The 18,215-nt window shown below is 41.6% G+C and carries 22 protein-coding genes; 21 read left to right on the forward strand and 1 reads right to left on the reverse strand.

Translation table 11 applies throughout. The features are described from left to right. Nucleotides 1-69: 69 nt before the first annotated feature. From KXZ66_RS00195 to rsmI, 10 genes are all read left to right on the forward strand, one after another. Nucleotides 70-1,512, forward strand: coding sequence for an aminotransferase class I/II-fold pyridoxal phosphate-dependent enzyme (locus tag KXZ66_RS00195; RefSeq protein WP_077671694.1), 1,443 nt, complete (start codon nucleotides 70-72; stop codon nucleotides 1,510-1,512). Next, nucleotides 1,509-2,147 (forward strand): dTMP kinase, encoded by a 639-nt coding sequence (gene tmk, locus KXZ66_RS00200; RefSeq protein WP_015253015.1) that lies wholly within the window; start codon nucleotides 1,509-1,511, stop codon nucleotides 2,145-2,147. Before KXZ66_RS00195 ends, tmk begins: the two co-directional genes overlap by 4 nt. A 73-nt stretch (nucleotides 2,148-2,220) precedes the next feature. Further along, nucleotides 2,221-2,550, forward strand: a complete 330-nt coding sequence (darA, locus tag KXZ66_RS00205) for a cyclic di-AMP receptor DarA (RefSeq protein WP_003242755.1) — start codon at nucleotides 2,221-2,223, stop codon at nucleotides 2,548-2,550. 12 nt (nucleotides 2,551-2,562) lie between these two features. Continuing rightward, entirely contained in the window at nucleotides 2,563-3,003 is a 441-nt protein-coding gene (locus tag KXZ66_RS00210; RefSeq protein ID WP_009966249.1) for a YaaR family protein, read from the forward strand. 11 nt (nucleotides 3,004-3,014) lie between these two features. Next, nucleotides 3,015-4,004, forward strand: coding sequence for a DNA polymerase III subunit delta' (gene holB / locus KXZ66_RS00215; RefSeq protein WP_049140371.1), 990 nt, complete (start codon nucleotides 3,015-3,017; stop codon nucleotides 4,002-4,004). 2 nt (nucleotides 4,005-4,006) lie between these two features. Further along, nucleotides 4,007-4,834 (forward strand): competence/sporulation regulator complex protein RicT, encoded by an 828-nt coding sequence (ricT, locus tag KXZ66_RS00220; protein ID WP_003226767.1) that lies wholly within the window; start codon nucleotides 4,007-4,009, stop codon nucleotides 4,832-4,834. A gap of 14 nt (nucleotides 4,835-4,848) precedes the next feature. After that, nucleotides 4,849-5,208 (forward strand): replication initiation-control protein YabA, encoded by a 360-nt coding sequence (yabA, locus tag KXZ66_RS00225; RefSeq protein WP_003218308.1) that lies wholly within the window; start codon nucleotides 4,849-4,851, stop codon nucleotides 5,206-5,208. A gap of 58 nt (nucleotides 5,209-5,266) precedes the next feature. Then, a complete protein-coding gene (locus tag KXZ66_RS00230; protein ID WP_021479732.1) occupies nucleotides 5,267-6,010 on the forward strand; it encodes a tRNA1(Val) (adenine(37)-N6)-methyltransferase in 744 nt (247 codons plus the stop codon). Beyond that, nucleotides 5,997-6,296 carry a GIY-YIG nuclease family protein gene (locus KXZ66_RS00235; protein ID WP_003242983.1) on the forward strand — a complete coding sequence of 100 codons (300 nt, stop codon included), beginning with the start codon at nucleotides 5,997-5,999 and terminating at the stop codon, nucleotides 6,294-6,296. Before KXZ66_RS00230 ends, KXZ66_RS00235 begins: the two co-directional genes overlap by 14 nt. After that, nucleotides 6,271-7,149 (forward strand): 16S rRNA (cytidine(1402)-2'-O)-methyltransferase, encoded by an 879-nt coding sequence (gene rsmI, locus KXZ66_RS00240; protein ID WP_151870505.1) that lies wholly within the window; start codon nucleotides 6,271-6,273, stop codon nucleotides 7,147-7,149. Before KXZ66_RS00235 ends, rsmI begins: the two co-directional genes overlap by 26 nt. A 48-nt stretch (nucleotides 7,150-7,197) precedes the next feature. Here the strand turns inward: rsmI and abrB are convergent, their stop codons facing one another. After that, entirely contained in the window at nucleotides 7,198-7,488 is a 291-nt protein-coding gene (gene abrB, locus KXZ66_RS00245) for a transition state genes transcriptional regulator AbrB (RefSeq protein WP_003226760.1), read from the reverse strand. 494 nt (nucleotides 7,489-7,982) lie between these two features. Here abrB and metG point away from each other — a divergent pair, with 494 nt between their 5' ends. The 11 genes from metG to ridA all read left to right on the forward strand — a co-directional run bounded on the left by metG (nucleotide 7,983) and on the right by ridA (nucleotide 18,022). Continuing rightward, nucleotides 7,983-9,977, forward strand: a complete 1,995-nt coding sequence (gene metG / locus KXZ66_RS00250; protein ID WP_021479730.1) for a methionine--tRNA ligase — start codon at nucleotides 7,983-7,985, stop codon at nucleotides 9,975-9,977. Nucleotides 9,978-10,056: 79 nt separating this feature from the next. Then, the gene (locus tag KXZ66_RS00255) at nucleotides 10,057-10,824 is read left to right on the forward strand and encodes a TatD family hydrolase (protein WP_038827637.1); all 768 of its coding nucleotides are present in this window, start codon (nucleotides 10,057-10,059) and stop codon (nucleotides 10,822-10,824) included. Between the two features lie 155 nt (nucleotides 10,825-10,979). Continuing rightward, nucleotides 10,980-12,293, forward strand: a complete 1,314-nt coding sequence (locus KXZ66_RS00260; RefSeq protein ID WP_015715099.1) for a ubiquitin-like domain-containing protein — start codon at nucleotides 10,980-10,982, stop codon at nucleotides 12,291-12,293. Between the two features lie 144 nt (nucleotides 12,294-12,437). Continuing rightward, nucleotides 12,438-12,998, forward strand: a complete 561-nt coding sequence (gene rnmV, locus KXZ66_RS00265; protein WP_128441278.1) for a ribonuclease M5 — start codon at nucleotides 12,438-12,440, stop codon at nucleotides 12,996-12,998. After that, the gene (gene rsmA, locus KXZ66_RS00270) at nucleotides 12,991-13,869 is read left to right on the forward strand and encodes a 16S rRNA (adenine(1518)-N(6)/adenine(1519)-N(6))-dimethyltransferase RsmA (protein WP_128441280.1); all 879 of its coding nucleotides are present in this window, start codon (nucleotides 12,991-12,993) and stop codon (nucleotides 13,867-13,869) included. The genes rnmV and rsmA overlap by 8 nt, the downstream gene beginning before the upstream one ends. A 160-nt stretch (nucleotides 13,870-14,029) precedes the next feature. Beyond that, nucleotides 14,030-14,902, forward strand: a complete 873-nt coding sequence (prtG, locus tag KXZ66_RS00275) for a sporulation-specific protease PrtG (protein ID WP_014475574.1) — start codon at nucleotides 14,030-14,032, stop codon at nucleotides 14,900-14,902. 210 nt (nucleotides 14,903-15,112) lie between these two features. After that, nucleotides 15,113-15,373 carry a biofilm formation stimulator Veg gene (veg, locus tag KXZ66_RS00280; RefSeq protein WP_003218330.1) on the forward strand — a complete coding sequence of 87 codons (261 nt, stop codon included), beginning with the start codon at nucleotides 15,113-15,115 and terminating at the stop codon, nucleotides 15,371-15,373. A 159-nt stretch (nucleotides 15,374-15,532) separates the two neighbouring features. Next, nucleotides 15,533-15,718 (forward strand): small, acid-soluble spore protein, alpha/beta type, encoded by a 186-nt coding sequence (locus KXZ66_RS00285; protein WP_003218333.1) that lies wholly within the window; start codon nucleotides 15,533-15,535, stop codon nucleotides 15,716-15,718. A 147-nt stretch (nucleotides 15,719-15,865) separates the two neighbouring features. Next, nucleotides 15,866-16,735: a 4-(cytidine 5'-diphospho)-2-C-methyl-D-erythritol kinase gene (gene ispE / locus KXZ66_RS00290; protein ID WP_003226742.1), complete on the forward strand. Its 870-nt coding sequence runs from the start codon at nucleotides 15,866-15,868 to the stop codon at nucleotides 16,733-16,735. Between the two features lie 55 nt (nucleotides 16,736-16,790). Then, nucleotides 16,791-17,648 (forward strand): pur operon repressor, encoded by an 858-nt coding sequence (gene purR / locus KXZ66_RS00295; protein ID WP_003218342.1) that lies wholly within the window; start codon nucleotides 16,791-16,793, stop codon nucleotides 17,646-17,648. After that, nucleotides 17,645-18,022, forward strand: a complete 378-nt coding sequence (gene ridA / locus KXZ66_RS00300; RefSeq protein ID WP_128441282.1) for a 2-iminobutanoate/2-iminopropanoate deaminase — start codon at nucleotides 17,645-17,647, stop codon at nucleotides 18,020-18,022. The genes purR and ridA overlap by 4 nt, the downstream gene beginning before the upstream one ends. The last annotated feature ends 193 nt before the right edge of the window (nucleotides 18,023-18,215 follow it).

Raw genomic sequence — 18,215 nt, forward strand, 5'->3', positions numbered from 1 at the left:
CTGGCTTTAAGTTCTGTCAGAGGCACGATATAATAAGGTGTAAGAAGACACATTCAAAGGATTGTTTTCATGAACACACCTTTATATAAAGCATTAATTCAACATGCGAGAAGAAATTCTCATTCATTTCATGTTCCGGGACATCACAATGGAGATGTCTTTTTTGATGACGCTAAGTCAATATTCGATCCGCTTCTCACCATTGATGTAACTGAACTGGCAGGACTGGATGATCTCCATCATCCTTCCGGGGTGATTAAGGAAGCTCAGGAGCTTGTCAGTCAATTATATGGATCGGCGGAAAGTTTTTTTCTGGTAAATGGTACGACTGTCGGAAACTTAGCGATGATTTTATCTGTTTGTGAACCTGGTGATACAATTCTGGTTCAAAGAAACTGTCATAAATCTGTATTTCATGCTGTTGATTTGGCCGGTGCTGAGCCGGTTTATCTTGCACCTGACGTTGATTCAGCGATGCATGTGCCTACGCATGTTCCGCTTGGAACAATTAAAGAGGCCCTGGAAGCATATCCAGATGCGAAAGGCTTGGTACTGACCAATCCGACATATTACGGACATAGTGCTGATTTGACTGAGATCATTACTGAAGCCCATCATTACGGGATTCCTGTTTTGGTCGATGAAGCGCATGGCGCACATTTTATTTTAGGTGAGCCTTTTCCGGTCTCAGCTTTAAAAATGGGGGCAGATATTGTTGTTCAGTCGGCCCACAAAACGTTGCCTGCCATGACGATGGGTTCTTATTTGCATCTCAACACCAGCTGCAGGATTAACAGGGATCGGGTGGCAGAGTATTTAAACCGATTACAAAGCAGCAGCCCGTCTTATCCGATTATGGCTTCGTTAGATATTGCCCGCGCTTATGTACAGCATATTATAGAAGAACAAAAGCTTTCTGACATTCTGCAGCGGATACAAACACTTAAACAAACGTTTGATTCACTTACAAATGCAGAAGCTGTTAACCCTGCTAATCCACTGATCATCACGGACCCGCTGAAGCTCACAATTCGTTCAAAACGCGGGCATTCTGGCTATACGCTGCAAAGCATATTAGAGCGTGCCAACATATTCACTGAGCTTGCTGATGAAAATCAAGTACTGCTCGTTCTCCCATTAGGAGGAAAACGGAGAATAAATGCTGAAACCATTAGAAGCATCGATGAAGAGATTGAGAAAACGCCTCCGGATCAGACGTTTGTTTCTGCAGAATGGGGTGTGCAGCCTGTTACTGTCTTGCCTTATCCAAAAAAGGTCTTACATTCGTTTAAGAAAGAATATGTGAGCTTTGAGGAAGCAGCCGGCCGGCTGAATGCAGAAGATATCATCCCTTATCCTCCGGGTATCCCGATGATTATGGCGGGAGAAAGAATAACAAAAGAAAGTGTGCAAAAACTCAGCCGCTTGATCAGCATGAAAACGCATGTTCAAGGGAATATGAAAATCAAAGAGAAACAACTACTTGTTTATATAGAAGAGGAGAAATCATGAGCGGTTTATTTATTACATTCGAAGGTCCTGAAGGTGCAGGAAAAACGACTGTTCTGCAGGAGATCAAAAACATACTGACAGCAGAAGGCCTTCAGGTTATGGCAACTCGAGAGCCAGGCGGAATAGATATTGCAGAACAAATTCGAGAGGTTATTCTGAATGAGAACAATACATTAATGGACCCAAAAACAGAAGCTCTCTTATATGCGGCTGCAAGACGCCAGCATTTAGTTGAAAAAGTAAAACCTGCTTTAGAACAGGGGTTTATCGTTCTTTGCGACAGATTCATAGACAGTTCTCTTGCGTATCAAGGATATGCAAGAGGACTTGGAATTGATGAGGTTCTGTCCATTAATGAATTTGCCATTGGAGATATGATGCCCCATGTAACGGTTTATTTTTCAATTGATCCGGAAGAAGGACTGAAGCGTATTTACGCAAACGGCTCACGGGAGAAAAACAGGCTCGATTTAGAAAAACTGGACTTTCATACAAAAGTACAAGAAGGTTATCAAGAGCTGATGAAGCGATTTCCAGAAAGATTTCATTCAGTTGATGCCGGGCAATCCAAAGACCTCGTCGTTCAGGATGTTCTAAAGGTGATCGATGAAGCGTTGAAAAAAATTCAATTGTGACCTGTTTCCCAATAGTTGATATAATAATGTAAACGAGATCACGTTGTTTCCAATCTAAAGGAGGCCTTCACAGATGAAATTGATAGTGGCAGTTGTACAAGATCAGGACAGCAACAGACTTTTGAAAACCTTAACGGATCACAACTTCAGAGTCACAAAGCTTGCGACGACAGGAGGATTTCTTAAATCAGGCAATACAACGTTTATGATCGGTGTCGAGGATATACGCGTCAATAAAGCGTTGAGTCTCATTAAAGAAAACGGGCAGAAACGTGATCAGATGATTGCCCCTGTATCTCCAATGGGCGGAAATGCTGATTCCTATGTCCCTTATCCAGTCGAAGTTGAAGTTGGCGGAGCGACAGTATTTGTCCTTCCAGTCGATGAATTTCATCAATTTTAAGGATCTGAAACTGTGAAAATTAATAAAGATATACGTACATTTATAGATAATAAGCAGATTCCCTCTGTGAAAACATCTGAGATCACGGCATCGTTTAAAACATCAATGGAAAACCAAAGCAGCAAAATGAAGCTTGATCAGCTTACCAGGCTATTATCTGATATAGAGGCATTCGGAAAAAGGCTAACGAAATCTCGGAATTTTAAAGACTTAGCGAGATTTAAAGGACTTGTGAAACGTTTTGTCAAAGAAGCTGTGGACAGCGGCCTTTCACATGAAACATCGAAAAGCTTTGACCTTTACGGGAACAGCAGAACGCTGGGACTTGTGAAAGAAATAGATGACAAATTGATACAGCTTACGGAAGAGATGATGGATCAGGAAAAACCGGCAATTGATTTGCTGGAGCGTATTGGCGAAATAAAAGGTTTATTAATTAACCTTTACACATAGAGAGTGATACAATGGCAATATCCTGGAAGGAAATGAACGAGCTTCAGCCCAGAGTGATGAAGCTTTTATATAATAGTATTGAGAAGGACAGACTATCACACGCTTATTTGTTTGAGGGAAAAAAAGGAACAGGCAAGCTTGATGCCGCGCTGCTTCTTGCAAAAAGCTTCTTTTGTCTGGAGGATGGCGCGGAGCCTTGTGAGAGCTGCCGAAACTGTAAACGGATAGAGTCAGGGAACCATCCTGATCTCCATCTTGTTCAGCCTGATGGCTTATCAATCAAAAAGGCGCAAATTCAAGCGCTCCAAGAAGAGTTTTCTAAGACAGGACTTGAATCGCATAAAAAGCTGTATATTATTTCGCACGCAGATCAAATGACAGCAAATGCGGCGAACAGCCTGCTGAAATTTTTAGAAGAACCGAACAAAGACACAATGGCCGTCCTCATCACTGAGCAGCCCCAAAGGTTATTGGATACCATCATTTCAAGATGCCAAACCCTTCCTTTTCAGCCTTTGCAGCCGAAAGCAATTAAAGATAGACTGATCGAACAGGACGTCTCGCCTCATATGGCAAGGCTTCTGGCCAACATGACCAATAATGTAGCAGAAGCAGTCGAATTAAGTCGAAATGATGAGTTTGCAGAGTCTAGAGCGAAAGTGATAAAATTGTATGAAGTCCTACACCAGCGGAAAGGACATGCTTTTTTCTTTATTCAAGATCAATGGATGCCCTTTTTCAAAGAAAAAACCCATCAAGAAATGGGTCTTGATATGCTCTTATTGATATATCGTGATGTGTTGTCCATCCAAATAGGAAATGAAGATAAATTGATTTATCAAGACTTATTCCAATCAATAAAACAGCATGCGCTACAATCAACACAACAAAGCGTTACGAATCAGATACTTGCTGTTTTAGAAGCAAAGAAACGGCTTCATTCCAATGTGAATGTACAAGGATTAATGGAGCACTTGGTGTTAATGTTGCAGGAGGGATAAGCTTGTACAATGTAATTGGTGTCCGCTTTAAGAAAGCGGGTAAAATATATTATTTTGATCCGAATGGATTTCATATAGAACATGACAGCTGCGTAATTGTAGAAACTGTCAGAGGCGTTGAGTACGGCCAGGTCGTGATTGCAAATAAACAGGTGGATGAGCATGATGTGGTGCTTCCCCTTCGAAAAGTGATACGTGTGGCTGACGAGCGCGATCTTCTCATTGTAGAAGAAAATAAACAGGAAGCACTATCAGCATTTGATATCTGCCAAAAGAAAGTGATTGAGCATGGCTTGGATATGAAGCTGGTCGATGTTGAATTCACGTTTGATCGCAATAAAGTCATTTTTTACTTCACTGCTGACGGCCGAGTCGACTTTAGAGAGCTTGTAAAGGATTTGGCTTCTATCTTTAAGACAAGAATTGAGCTGCGCCAAATCGGAGTGAGGGATGAGGCAAAAATGCTCGGAGGAATCGGTCCTTGCGGAAGAATGCTTTGCTGTTCAACGTTTCTTGGAGATTTTGAACCCGTTTCCATTAAAATGGCCAAGGATCAGAACTTGTCTTTAAATCCTACGAAGATTTCGGGTCTTTGCGGACGATTGATGTGCTGTCTAAAATATGAGAACGATGAGTATGAGACGGCAAAAGAACAGCTTCCGGATATAGGAGAAATGATTACGACAGCAAACGGTCCCGCGAAGGTCGTCGGACTAAATATTCTGGAACGGGTGCTTCAGGTGGAACTGATAAACCGTGAAAAAGTGATAGAATATACTTGGGAAGAGCTCTTGGAAGAGGGCGTCGTATCCGCACAAACCACAGATTAACGAGGTGTGGAACCTTGGATAAAAAAGAGTTATTTGATACAGTCATTAACTTAGAAGAACAAATTGGTTCACTGTACCGGCAGCTGGGGGATTTGAAGCAGCATATCGGTGAGATGATTGAGGAAAATCATCATTTACAGCTTGAAAACAAGCATTTGCGCAAACGGCTGGACGATACGACGCAGCAGATTGAAAAGTTCAAAGCTGATAAAAAAGAATCAAAAACACAGAAGACAGAGCAAACTGATATAGGGGAAGGATATGATAATCTGGCACGTCTGTATCAAGAAGGATTTCATATCTGCAATGTCCACTATGGAAGTGTTCGAAAAGAGGATTGTCTTTTCTGTCTGTCATTCTTAAATAAAAAATAGGGAAAAGGCTTCCGCATAAGACGGGAGCCTTTTTCAAAGGTACTGAAAGGATAAGAAGATGGTTTCATTACATGATGATGAAAGATTAGACTATTTGCTGGCAGAGGACATGAAAATCATACAAAGCCCAACAGTGTTTGCTTTTTCGTTGGACGCTGTGCTTCTGTCCAAATTTGCGTACGTTCCGATTCAAAAAGGGAAAATCGTTGATTTATGCACCGGCAATGGTATTGTGCCGCTGCTGCTCAGTACAAGATCAAAAGCAGACATTCTGGGAGTCGAAATACAAGAAAGGCTGCATGATATGGCTGTTCGCAGCGTGGAGTATAATAAGCTGCAGGATCAGATTCAGATCATACATGATGACCTGAAAAACATGCCGGAGAAACTTGGACATAATCGATATGATGTTGTCACCTGCAATCCGCCGTATTTTAAAACACCGAAACAAACTGAACAAAACATGAATGAGCATCTCCGAATTGCAAGACATGAAATCCACTGCACACTGGAGGATGTCATTTCAGTCAGCAGCAAGCTGCTCAAGCAAGGGGGAAAAGCAGCTCTTGTTCACCGGCCGGGAAGGCTTCTAGAGATTTTTGAACTGATGAAGGCTTATCAAATCGAGCCAAAACGTGTACAATTTGTCTATCCGAAGCAAGGGAAAGAAGCCAATACCATTTTGGTTGAAGGTATCAAAGGCGGGCGCCCGGATTTAAAAATTCTTCCTCCTTTATTCGTTTATGATGAACAAAATGAATATACAAAAGAAATCAGGACCATTTTATATGGAGACAAATAACCATTTCTTCTACGTCGTGAAATGTAAGGACAATAGCTGGTATGCCGGGTATACCAACGATCTGCATAAACGAGTGAAAACACACAATGATGGAAAGGGCGCAAAGTACACAAAAGTAAGACGTCCGGTTGAATTAATTTTTGCCGAGAGCTTTTCAACAAAGCGGGAAGCTATGCAGGCGGAATATTATTTCAAAAAACTAACTCGAAAGAAAAAAGAGCTTTATATAGAAGAAAAGCGGAACAGCAAGGAGGCTGTATATGTTAAGGCGCCAAATGAGCTTTAATGGAAAGTCGGACATGGGAATTCTTTACTTGGTCCCAACCCCAATCGGAAATCTAGAGGACATGACATTCCGGGCGATCGACACGCTGAAATCAGTGGATGCGATTGCTGCGGAAGATACGAGGCAAACGAAAAAGCTTTGTCATGTATATGAAATTGAAACACCGCTCGTCAGCTATCACGAACACAATAAAGAAAGCAGTGGGCACAAAATTATTGAATGGCTGAAATCGGGAAAAAACATTGCTCTTGTCAGTGATGCCGGTCTGCCGACGATTTCTGATCCCGGAGCGGAAATTGTAAAGGATTTTACGGATATAGGCGGTTATGTTGTTCCGTTGCCGGGAGCAAATGCTGCATTAACAGCTCTTATTGCTTCAGGTATTGTACCGCAGCCTTTTTTCTTTTACGGTTTTCTCAACAGACAGAAAAAAGAAAAGAAGAAGGAGCTTGAAGCCCTTAAAAAACGGCGGGAAACGATCATTTTTTATGAGGCGCCTCACAGATTGAAGGAAACCTTGTCAGCGATGGCAGAGATATTAGGAGATCGGGAAATTGCTGTAACACGTGAACTCACTAAGAAATATGAAGAGTTTATCCGAGGAACCATATCTGAGGTCATTGGTTGGGCAAACGAGGATCAGATACGCGGCGAGTTTTGTCTTGTCGTAGAAGGAAGTAATAATGAAGAGGTAGATGAGGAAGAACAATGGTGGGAAACCCTCACTTTGAAAGAACATGTCGAGCATTACATCTCGAAAGGCGCTACGTCTAAAGAAGCCATTAAAAAAGCAGCAGTCGATCGCAATGTACCAAAGCGTGAAGTGTACGATGCTTACCATATTAAGCAATAAAAAAACGTTCTTGTGTCATAACAAGAACGTTTTTTGTACAAGAAATGATTATTTAAGGTTTTGAAGCTGATTTTGGATTTCGCTGATGATTTGCTCAGCGCCTTCTTTACTAAGAACCAATTTACCGCCTGCAAGTTTAAGGTTATCATCAGAAACTTCACCAGTTACTTGGCAAGTCATGTTTGGTTTATATTTTTTAAGGATGATTTTTTCATCATCAACATAGATTTCAAGAGCATCTTTTTCTGCGATTCCAAGAGTACGACGCAGTTCGATAGGAATAACTACACGTCCTAATTCATCAACTTTACGTACAATACCAGTAGATTTCATAAACATTCTCCTCCCAAGAGATACTTATTTGTTTAAATTATATTTTTCTTCGTCATTATTCGACAAAATCCTTACCTTCATAGCATAACAAGGTTTCCAATAATCGTCAATCATTTTGTTTACTATTGATTGTAAGAATTAGTTCTTATAGTCAGTAATGTCTTAGAAACTACCGAAATAACAGCATTTTATAAATATTTAATAAAGCTATTATCCTACTAAAAATCCTTTTAAATCAAGACTTTCGAACCAAAGTTTTTTATTTCATTTGATTATATACGACAAAATTCGACACGAACAGACTTTTTTTATTTTCATTAAAGATTTTTAATTTTAATTATTCTTTTTCAGGGCGTATGTATATATTCTTGATCTTAAAGGCTAAGATGGTATCATAGATAAAGGATAAATATAAATAATATTCATATATGATTTGCACTTATCGCCGCTCTCGTCCTTTGGGCGGGAGCTTTTTGACATTCTGATTAGGAGGTTTCAAGATGCCGCAAGAAAACAATACATTTTACATTACAACACCGATTTATTATCCGAGCGGAAAATTACATATCGGCCATGCATATACGACAGTCGCGGGAGATGCAATGGCACGTTACAAAAGATTAAAAGGGTTCGATGTTCGCTATTTAACGGGAACGGACGAGCATGGACAAAAGATCCAGCAAAAAGCTGAACAGGAAAACATTACACCTCAGGAGTATGTGGATCGCGCAGCGGCAGATATTCAAAAACTGTGGAAGCAGCTTGAAATCTCAAACGACGACTTTATCCGCACGACAGAAAAACGGCATAAAGTTGTCATTGAAAAGGTGTTTCAAAAGCTTCTTGATAACGGGGACATCTATCTTGATGAGTATGAAGGCTGGTACAGCATCCCTGATGAAACGTTCTACACGGAAACTCAGCTCGTTGATATTGAGCGGAATGAAAAGGGAGAGGTCATCGGAGGAAAAAGCCCTGACAGCGGTCACCCAGTTGAATTGATCAAAGAGGAATCTTATTTCTTCCGCATGGGGAAATACGCGGATCGTCTTCTGAAATACTATGAAGAAAACCCGACATTCATTCAGCCAGAATCACGCAAAAACGAAATGATTAATAACTTTATCAAACCTGGACTTGAGGATTTGGCAGTATCACGTACCACTTTTGATTGGGGCGTGAAGGTGCCGGAAAATCCAAAGCATGTTGTATATGTTTGGATTGACGCACTATTTAACTATTTAACGGCACTCGGTTATGATACAGAAAATGATGAGCTTTATCAAAAATATTGGCCTGCCGATGTTCATTTAGTCGGTAAGGAGATTGTACGATTCCATACTATTTACTGGCCAATTATGCTGATGGCGCTGGATCTTCCGCTGCCAAAGCAAGTATTCGCGCATGGCTGGCTTTTGATGAAAGACGGAAAAATGTCGAAATCAAAAGGAAACGTTGTAGATCCGGTTACATTAATTGAGCGCTATGGTTTAGACGAGCTTCGCTATTACCTGCTTCGCGAAGTGCCGTTCGGATCTGACGGTGTATTCACGCCGGAAGGATTTGTTGAGCGGATTAACTATGATTTAGCGAATGATTTAGGAAATCTATTGAATCGTACTGTTGCGATGATTAATAAGTATTTTGACGGTCAAATCGGTTCTTACAAAGGTGCTGTTACGGAATTTGATCAAACGCTCACTTCTGTTGCTGAAGAAACAGTGAAAGCTTATGAGAAAGCAATGGAAAATATGGAGTTCTCGGTAGCACTTTCGACTTTATGGCAGCTCATCAGCCGCACAAACAAATACATTGATGAGACAGCTCCATGGGTGCTTGCGAAAGATCCGGCAAAAGAAGAAGAATTGCGATCAGTTATGTATCACCTCGCTGAATCATTGCGTATTTCAGCGGTACTGCTTCAGCCATTCTTAACAAAAACACCTGAAAAAATGTTCGAGCAGCTAGGTATTACTGATGAATCTTTAAAAGCTTGGGACAGCATTACAGCTTTCGGCCAGCTGAAAGATACAAAAGTACAAAAAGGTGATCCATTGTTCCCTCGTTTAGAGGCAGAAGAAGAAATTGCTTACATCAAAGGGAAAATGCAAGGTTCAGCACCATCGAAAGAAGAAACAAAAGAAGAAGAGCCGCAAGAGGTCGATCGTTTACCTGAAATTACGATTGATCAATTCATGGATGTAGAGCTTCGCGTAGCTGAGGTCATTGAGGCAGAGCCAGTGAAAAAAGCAGACCGTTTATTGAAGCTGCAGCTCGATCTTGGTTTTGAAAAGCGCCAAGTGGTATCCGGCATTGCGAAGCATTATACGCCTGAAGAGCTTGTTGGAAAAAAACTCGTTTGTGTAACAAATCTAAAACCGGTTAAACTCAGAGGAGAGCTTTCTCAAGGTATGATCCTTGCAGGAGAAGCAGACGGCGTTTTAAAGGTCGTGTCTATCGATCAGTCGTTACCAAAAGGCACAAGAATTAAATAATGATAAAACAAAAGGTGTTTCACGTGTAACAATTCGTCGAACACCTTTTGTATTTCGACAAGAAAGGAGTTTTTCACTTATGTTGTTTGACACACACGCGCATTTAAATGCAGAACAATATGATACTGATCTTGAAGAGGTTATTGAACGGGCAAAAGCTGAAAAAGTTGAACGAATTGTCGTAGTTGGTTTTGACCGTCCGACGATTACCCGTGCGATGGAAATGATTGAGGAATATGATTTTATTTATGCAGCCATTGGCTGGCACCCTGTTGACGCTATTGACATGACAGAGGAAGACTTAGCGTGGATTAAAGAGCTTTCTGCTCATGAGAAAGTGGTAGCGATAGGGGAAATGGGACTGGATTATCATTGGGATAAATCACCTAAAGATATTCAAAAAGAGGTGTTTAGAAAACAAATCGCCTTAGCGAAAGAGGTCAATTTGCCTATTATCATTCATAACCGTGATGCAACGGAGGATGTCGTGACCATTTTGAAAGAGGAAGGCGCAGAAGCTGTGGGCGGAATCATGCACTGCTTTACAGGAAGTGCGGAAGTGGCAAGAGAATGCATGAAAATGAATTTTTATTTATCATTTGGGGGACCGGTGACATTTAAAAATGCGAAGAAACCGAAGGAAGTAGTGAAGGAAATTCCCAATAACCGGCTGCTGATTGAAACGGACTGCCCGTTTCTCACACCGCACCCTTTCCGCGGGAAAAGAAATGAGCCAAGCTATGTGAAATATGTGGCAGAACAAATCGCCGAATTAAAAGAAATGACCTTTGAAGAGATTGCGTCAATCACGACTGAAAATGCGAAAAGACTTTTCCGTATAAACTGACAAAAAACGCTAGCGGGTTTTGTAAGAGCTTGTCCCTTACAGCGTTTTTCTATAAAAGTTCTACATGCTTTCTTCTCCTCATAGGATAGGTTTGTCGACAAGTCTTTCTTCCGTTTCTCAGTGTATTTCAGGATAATGAAGAAGACACTGAGCTTTTGGGAGAAAGAGAAGGGAGGGTTGACAGCCTTTTAGATACTCTATATAATCTCTCCGAGGAGAAGGAGGCGTTTTTCATCACACAAAAAATGAAAAAGCTGTTTTCCGTAAAGCTTAGCAAAAGCAAAGTCATTCTGGTTGCTGCTTGTTTGCTTTTGGCAGGAAGCGGGACTGCGTACGCGGCTCATGAGCTGACGAAACAATCAGTCTCAGTTTCTATCAATGGCAAAAAGAAACATATACGCACACATGCAAATACAGTCGGTGATCTTTTGGAGACGCTTGATATAAAGACAAGAGACGAAGACAAGATCACACCTGCTAAACAGACAAAGATAACAGCAGACATGGACGTTGTGTATGAGGCTGCAAAACCTGTGAAGCTTACAATAAACGGGGAAGAAAAGACATTATGGTCAACAGCAAAAACGGTCGGTGCATTACTGGACGAACAAGATGTTGATGTGAAAGAACAAGATCAAATTGATCCCGCAATAGATACAGATATTTCGAAAGACATGAAGATTAACATAGAGCCCGCATTTCAGGTTACTGTGAATGATGCAGGGAAACAAAAGAAGATCTGGACGACTTCGACTACGGTCGCTGACTTTTTAAAACAGCAAAAGATGAACATAAAAGACGAAGATAAAATCAAGCCTGCGTTAGATGCAAAGCTGACGAAAGGAAAGGCTGATATTACAATTACTCGTATCGAAAAGGTCACCGATGTAGTTGAAGAGAAGATTGCGTTCGATGTGAAAAAGCAAGAAGACGCTTCTCTTGAAAAAGGGAAAGAAAAGGTCGTCCAAAAAGGAAAAGAAGGCAAGCTAAAAAAACATTTCGAAGTCGTTAAAGAAAACGGTAAAGAAGTGTCCAGAGAGCTTGTAAAAGAAGAAACAGCTGAACAAAGCAAAGATAAAGTGATTGCTGTCGGCACAAAGCAAAGCAGTCCAAAAGTTGAAACGGTCAGTGCTTCAGGTGATTCAAAAACAGTTGTGTCCCGCAGCAATGAATCAACAGGCAAAGTCATGACTGTATCATCTACGGCTTATACGGCAAGCTGCAGCGGTTGTTCAGGACATACAGCGACAGGCGTCAATTTAAAAAATAATCCGAATGCCAAAGTCATCGCTGTGGATCCAAATGTCATTCCGCTAGGCTCCAAAGTCCACGTGGAAGGCTATGGATATGCCATTGCTGCAGATACCGGTTCAGCGATTAAAGGGAACAAGATAGACGTCTTTTTCCCAGAGAAATCATCGGCGTACCGATGGGGAAATAAAACAGTCAAAATTAAAATCTTAAATTAATATATACTTATGTATTCAGAGGGTTTTGCGCCCTCTGTTTTTTTCGTTATAATAGACAAAGTGCATTTTCTGCTTATTAGACGCTCGACATAAGAAAAAGTTTCATGAATATACAAAAGTTTTTATTTTGTCTTGGAGGAAATAATGAAAATTAAAGAGATCATTGTGGTCGAGGGGCGTGACGATACGACCCGCATCAAATTGGCTGTTGATGCAGACACAATTGAAACAAATGGTTCAGCCATCGATGATCATGTGATTGACCAAATCCGTTTGGCCCAGAAGACCAGAGGCGTCATTATTTTAACGGATCCGGACTTTCCGGGAGAGAAGATTCGCAAAACCATCTCAGAGGCTGTACCCGGCTGTAAGCATGCATTTTTGCCAAAACATCTTGCCAAACCTAAAAACAAGCGGGGAATTGGTGTGGAGCATGCATCGGTTGAAAGCATTAGGGCATGTTTAGAAAATGTGCATGAGGAGATGGAAGCGCAGCCGAGTGACATTTCAGCTGAGGATTTGATTCATGCCGGACTAATAGGCGGACCTGCGGCCAAACGCCGCCGGGAACGACTGGGTGATCTGTTGAAAATCGGCTATACAAATGGCAAACAGCTTCAAAAACGGCTGCAAATGTTTCAAATTAAAAAAAGTGATTTTATGAGTGCGCTCGATACCGTTATGCGGGAGGAACAGAATGAATAAAGATATTGCGACACCGATTAGAACGAAAGAGATACTGAAGAAATACGGTTTTTCTTTTAAAAAGAGCTTAGGACAGAATTTCTTAATTGATACGAACATTTTAAACAGAATTGTCGATCACGCGGAAGTGACGGAGAAAACAGGTGTCATTGAAATCGGCCCGGGAATCGGGGCTTTAACCGAACAGCTTGCCAAGCGGGCGAAAAAGGTCGTGGCATTTGAGATTGATCAGCGATTATTGCCGATTCTGAAGGATACGCTGTCACCTTACGACAATGTTACTGTCATTCATCATGACGTGTTAAAGGCTGATGTCAAATTGGTCATTGAAGAACAATTTCAAGATTGTGATGAGATCATGGTAGTTGCCAACCTTCCTTATTACGTAACAACACCGATTATCATGAAACTGCTTGAAGAACATCTTCCGCTGAAAGGGATTGTGGTCATGCTGCAAAAAGAAGTGGCTGAGCGCATGGCGGCTGATCCTTCATCTAAGGAGTACGGCTCGCTTTCAATCGCGGTGCAGTTTTATACAGAAGCCAAAACGGTGATGATCGTCCCGAAAACCGTATTTGTTCCTCAGCCTAATGTCGATTCCGCAGTCATCCGTCTGATTCTCCGAGACGGCCCGGCAGTGGACGTGGAAAACGAATCCTTTTTCTTTCAGCTCATCAAGGCAAGCTTTGCACAGCGCCGTAAAACGCTGCTCAATAACTTAGTTAACAATCTGCCTGAAGGAAAGGCGCAAAAATCAACGATTGAACAAGTGCTCGAAGAAACAAATATTGACGGTAAGCGCCGAGGTGAATCCCTGTCTATTGAGGAGTTCGCAGCGCTGTCTAACGGATTGTATAAAGCCCTTTTCTAAAAGGGCTTTTTGTTTTGCGCACCACATGGACTGCCGCTACATAGGCTAGAGAAGGACCTTTCATTCAATGATAAGAAAAACTTGGACTCAGCGAAAAAAGGCGCTTTCTCAAGGCTCTTTCTTTCATGATGAGGCTTAGTCTATGTGTGGAGTGAGGAACGTGCAATTTCAAATAGGGGATATGGTAGCCAGAAAATCCTATCAGATGGATGTTTTGTTTCGAATTATAGGAATAGAGCAAACAAGCAAAGGAAATTCAATTGCCATTTTGCATGGAGATGAAGTCAGGCTGATTGCTGATTCGGATTTTTCTGATCTGGTGGCAGTGAAAAAGGATGAGCAGATGATGCGGAAAAAGAAAGATGAGAGCAGAATGAATGAGTCGCTCGAATTACTCCGCCAAGATTATAAGCTGCTCAGAGAAAAGCAGGAGTACTATGCGACAAGCCAATATCAGCATCAGGAGCATTATTTCCATATGCCGGGCAAAGTGCTTCATCTGGATGGTGACGAAGCATATCTGAAAAAATGCCTGAATGTCTATAAAAAAATTGGAGTGCCGGTCTATGGCATCCATTGCCATGAAAAGAAAATGTCTGCTTCTATTGAAGAATTGCTCGACAAATATCGACCTGATATCCTGGTGATCACAGGGCATGATGCGTATTCGAAGCAAAAGGGCGGCATTGATGATTTGAATGCGTACAGACATTCTAAGCACTTTGTTGAAACTGTTCAAACAGCCCGAAAAAAGATCCCTCACTTAGATCAGCTTGTTATTTTTGCGGGGGCCTGCCAATCCCATTTTGAATCACTCATCAGAGCGGGTGCGAATTTTGCAAGTTCACCGTCAAGAGTCAATATTCATGCGCTTGATCCGGTATATATCGTCGCGAAGATCAGCTTTACGCCGTTTATGGAACGGATTAATGTATGGGAAGTGCTCCGTAATACGCTGACAAGAGAGAAAGGGCTTGGAGGTATTGAAACAAGAGGAGTTCTGAGAATTGGTATGCCTTATAAGTCCAATTAACAGTTGAAAACCTGCATAGGAGAGCTATGCGGGTTTTTTATTTTACATAATGATACATAATTTACCGAAACTTGCGGAACATAATTGAGGAATCATAGAATTTTGTCAAAATAATTTTATTGACAACGTCTTATTAACGTTGATATAATTTAAATTTTATTTGACAAAAATGGGCTCGTGTTGTACAATAAATGTAGTGAGGTGGATGCAATGGCGAAGACGTTGTCCGATATTAAAAGATCGCTTGATGGGAATTTAGGTAAAAGGCTGACGTTAAAAGCAAACGGTGGCCGCCGAAAAACGATTGAGCGTTCGGGCATTTTAGCTGAGACGTACCCTTCTGTTTTTGTGATACAACTAGATCAAGACGAGAACTCGTTTGAAAGAGTTTCATACAGTTATGCTGATATTTTGACTGAGACTGTTGAGCTGACATTTAATGATGACGCCGCAAGCTCAGTGGCATTTTAACGGGCAGTGAACCTTTTGTTTACTGCTTTTTGTTTTGCCCTTTTTTGGTTTCCAATAATTTTAACGAAAGTTCCATCTGATTTAACAAAAGATAAAACAGTCACATATTATCGTGACGTGCACGAATGGCTATCACTTCTAAAAAAGGGGTTGTTTCGTTTGGGCAGACGTCGTGGAGTTATGTCAGATGAGTTTAAATATGAGCTTGCTAAAGACCTTGGTTTTTATGACACAGTAAAAAATGGCGGCTGGGGCGAAATTCGGGCTCGCGATGCCGGTAACATGGTAAAGCGCGCTATAGAAATCGCCGAACAGCAAATGGCTCAGAATCAGAATAACCGATAAGGATGTGACCCGGGGGACGTGCTGTTCCCTGGTTTTTTTATTTTGGATATAAATACATAATGGGCTGAATATGGATATGTTCATCCTGTACTTCAAATGTGATACAATGTTCATACTTATGTTTAGATGGAGAAGTAGGTGAAAGCTATGCGTATTTTAGAAAAAGCGCCAGCTAAGATCAATCTGTCACTTGACGTCACCCGAAAACGCCCGGATGGCTATCATGAAGTCGAAATGATCATGACGACAATTGATTTAGCTGATCGAATTGAATTGACGGAGCTTGCAGAGGATGAAGTGAGGGTTTCCTCCCACAACCGATTTGTGCCTGATGACCAAAGAAACTTAGCTTATCAGGCTGCCAAGCTGATCAAGGACAGATACAACGTGAAAAAGGGAGTTTCCATCATGATTACGAAGGTAATTCCGGTGGCTGCCGGTCTTGCCGGCGGAAGCAGTGATGCGGCGGCGACACTCAGAGGGCTGAACAGACTGTGGAATTTAAATCTGTCCGCGGAAACGCTTGCTGAGCTTGGAGCGGAAATTGGCTCTGACGTTTCATTTTGTGTCTATGGCGGAACTGCATTAGCAACAGGGCGCGGCGAGAAAATTAAACATATAAGCACGCCTCCGCACTGCTGGGTCATTTTAGCGAAGCCGACAATCGGTGTTTCAACTGCTGAAGTGTACAGAGCGCTGAAACTGGATGGTATAGAGCATCCCGATGTACAAGGCATGATCGAGGCGATAGAAGAGAAGAGTTTTCAGAAGATGTGCAGCCGTTTAGGCAATGTGCTTGAATCTGTTACACTCGACATGCATCCTGAAGTTGCGATGATTAAAAACCAGATGAAACGCTTTGGTGCAGATGCCGTGTTAATGAGCGGGAGCGGCCCGACAGTATTTGGACTGGTTCAGTATGAGTCGAAGGTGCAGAGAATTTATAACGGGTTAAGAGGCTTCTGCGATCAAGTTTATGCGGTGAGAATGATCGGCGAACAGAACGCTCTTGATTAAATCCGTATGTTAAGTTATATTGATCTTAAAATATTCGGATTTTGGGGGTAAGTTCATGAAGTTTCGTCGCAGCGGCAGATTGGTGGACTTAACAAATTATTTGTTAACCCATCCGCACGAGTTAATACCGCTAACCTTTTTCTCTGAGCGGTATGAATCTGCAAAATCATCGATCAGTGAAGATTTAACAATTATTAAACAAACCTTTGAACAGCAGGGGATTGGTACTTTGCTTACTGTTCCCGGAGCTGCCGGAGGCGTTAAATATATTCCGAAAATGAAGCAGGCTGAAGCTGAAGAGTTTGTGCAGACACTTGGACAGTCGCTGGCAAATCCTGAGCGTATCCTTCCGGGCGGTTATGTATATTTAACGGATATCTTAGGAAAGCCATCTGTACTCTCCAAGGTAGGGAAGCTGTTTGCTTCCGTGTTTGCAGAACGCGAAATTGATGTTGTCATGACCGTTGCCACGAAAGGCATCCCTCTTGCGTATGCAGCTGCAAGCTATTTGAATGTGCCTGTTGTGATCGTTCGTAAAGACAATAAGGTAACAGAGGGCTCCACAGTCAGCATTAATTACGTTTCAGGCTCCTCAAACCGCATTCAAACAATGTCACTTGCGAAAAGAAGCATGAAAACGGGTTCAAACGTACTCATTATTGATGACTTTATGAAAGCAGGCGGCACCATTAATGGTATGATTAACCTGTTGGATGAGTTTAACGCAAATGTGGCGGGAATCGGCGTCTTAGTTGAAGCCGAAGGAGTAGATGAACGTCTTGTTGACGAATATATGTCACTTCTTACTCTTTCAACCATCAACATGAAAGAGAAGTCCATTGAAATTCAGAATGGCAATTTTCTGCGTTTTTTTAAAGACAATCTTTTAAAGAATGGAGAGACAGAATCATGACAAAAGCAGTCCACACAAAACATGCCCCAGCGGCAATTGGGCCTTATTCACAAGGGATTATCGTCAACAATATGTTTTACAGCTCAGGCCAAATCCCTTTGACTCCTTCAGGCGAAATGGTGAACGGCGATATTAAGGAGCAGACTCATCAAGTATTCAGCAATTTAAAGGCGGTTCTGGAAGAAGCGGGTGCTTCTTTTGAAACAGTTGTCAAAGCAACTGTATTTATCGCGGATATGGAACAGTTTGCGGAAGTAAACGACGTGTACGGACAATACTTTGACACTCACAAACCGGCGAGATCTTGTGTTGAAGTCGCGAGACTCCCGAAGGATGCGTTAGTCGAGATTGAAGTTATTGCACTGGTGAAATAATAAGAAAAGTGATTCTGGGAGAGCCCGGGATCACTTTTTTATTTACCTTATGCCCGAAATGAAAGCTTTATGACCTAATTGTGTAACTATATCCTATTTTTTCAAAAAATATTTTAAAAACGAGCAGGATTTCAGAAAAAATCGTGGAATTGATACACTAATGCTTTTATATAGGGAAAAGGTGGTGAACTAC

Origin of the sequence: Bacillus sp. LJBS17 (assembly GCF_019334685.1) — a bacterium.
GTDB lineage: Bacteria > Bacillota > Bacilli > Bacillales > Bacillaceae > Bacillus > Bacillus subtilis.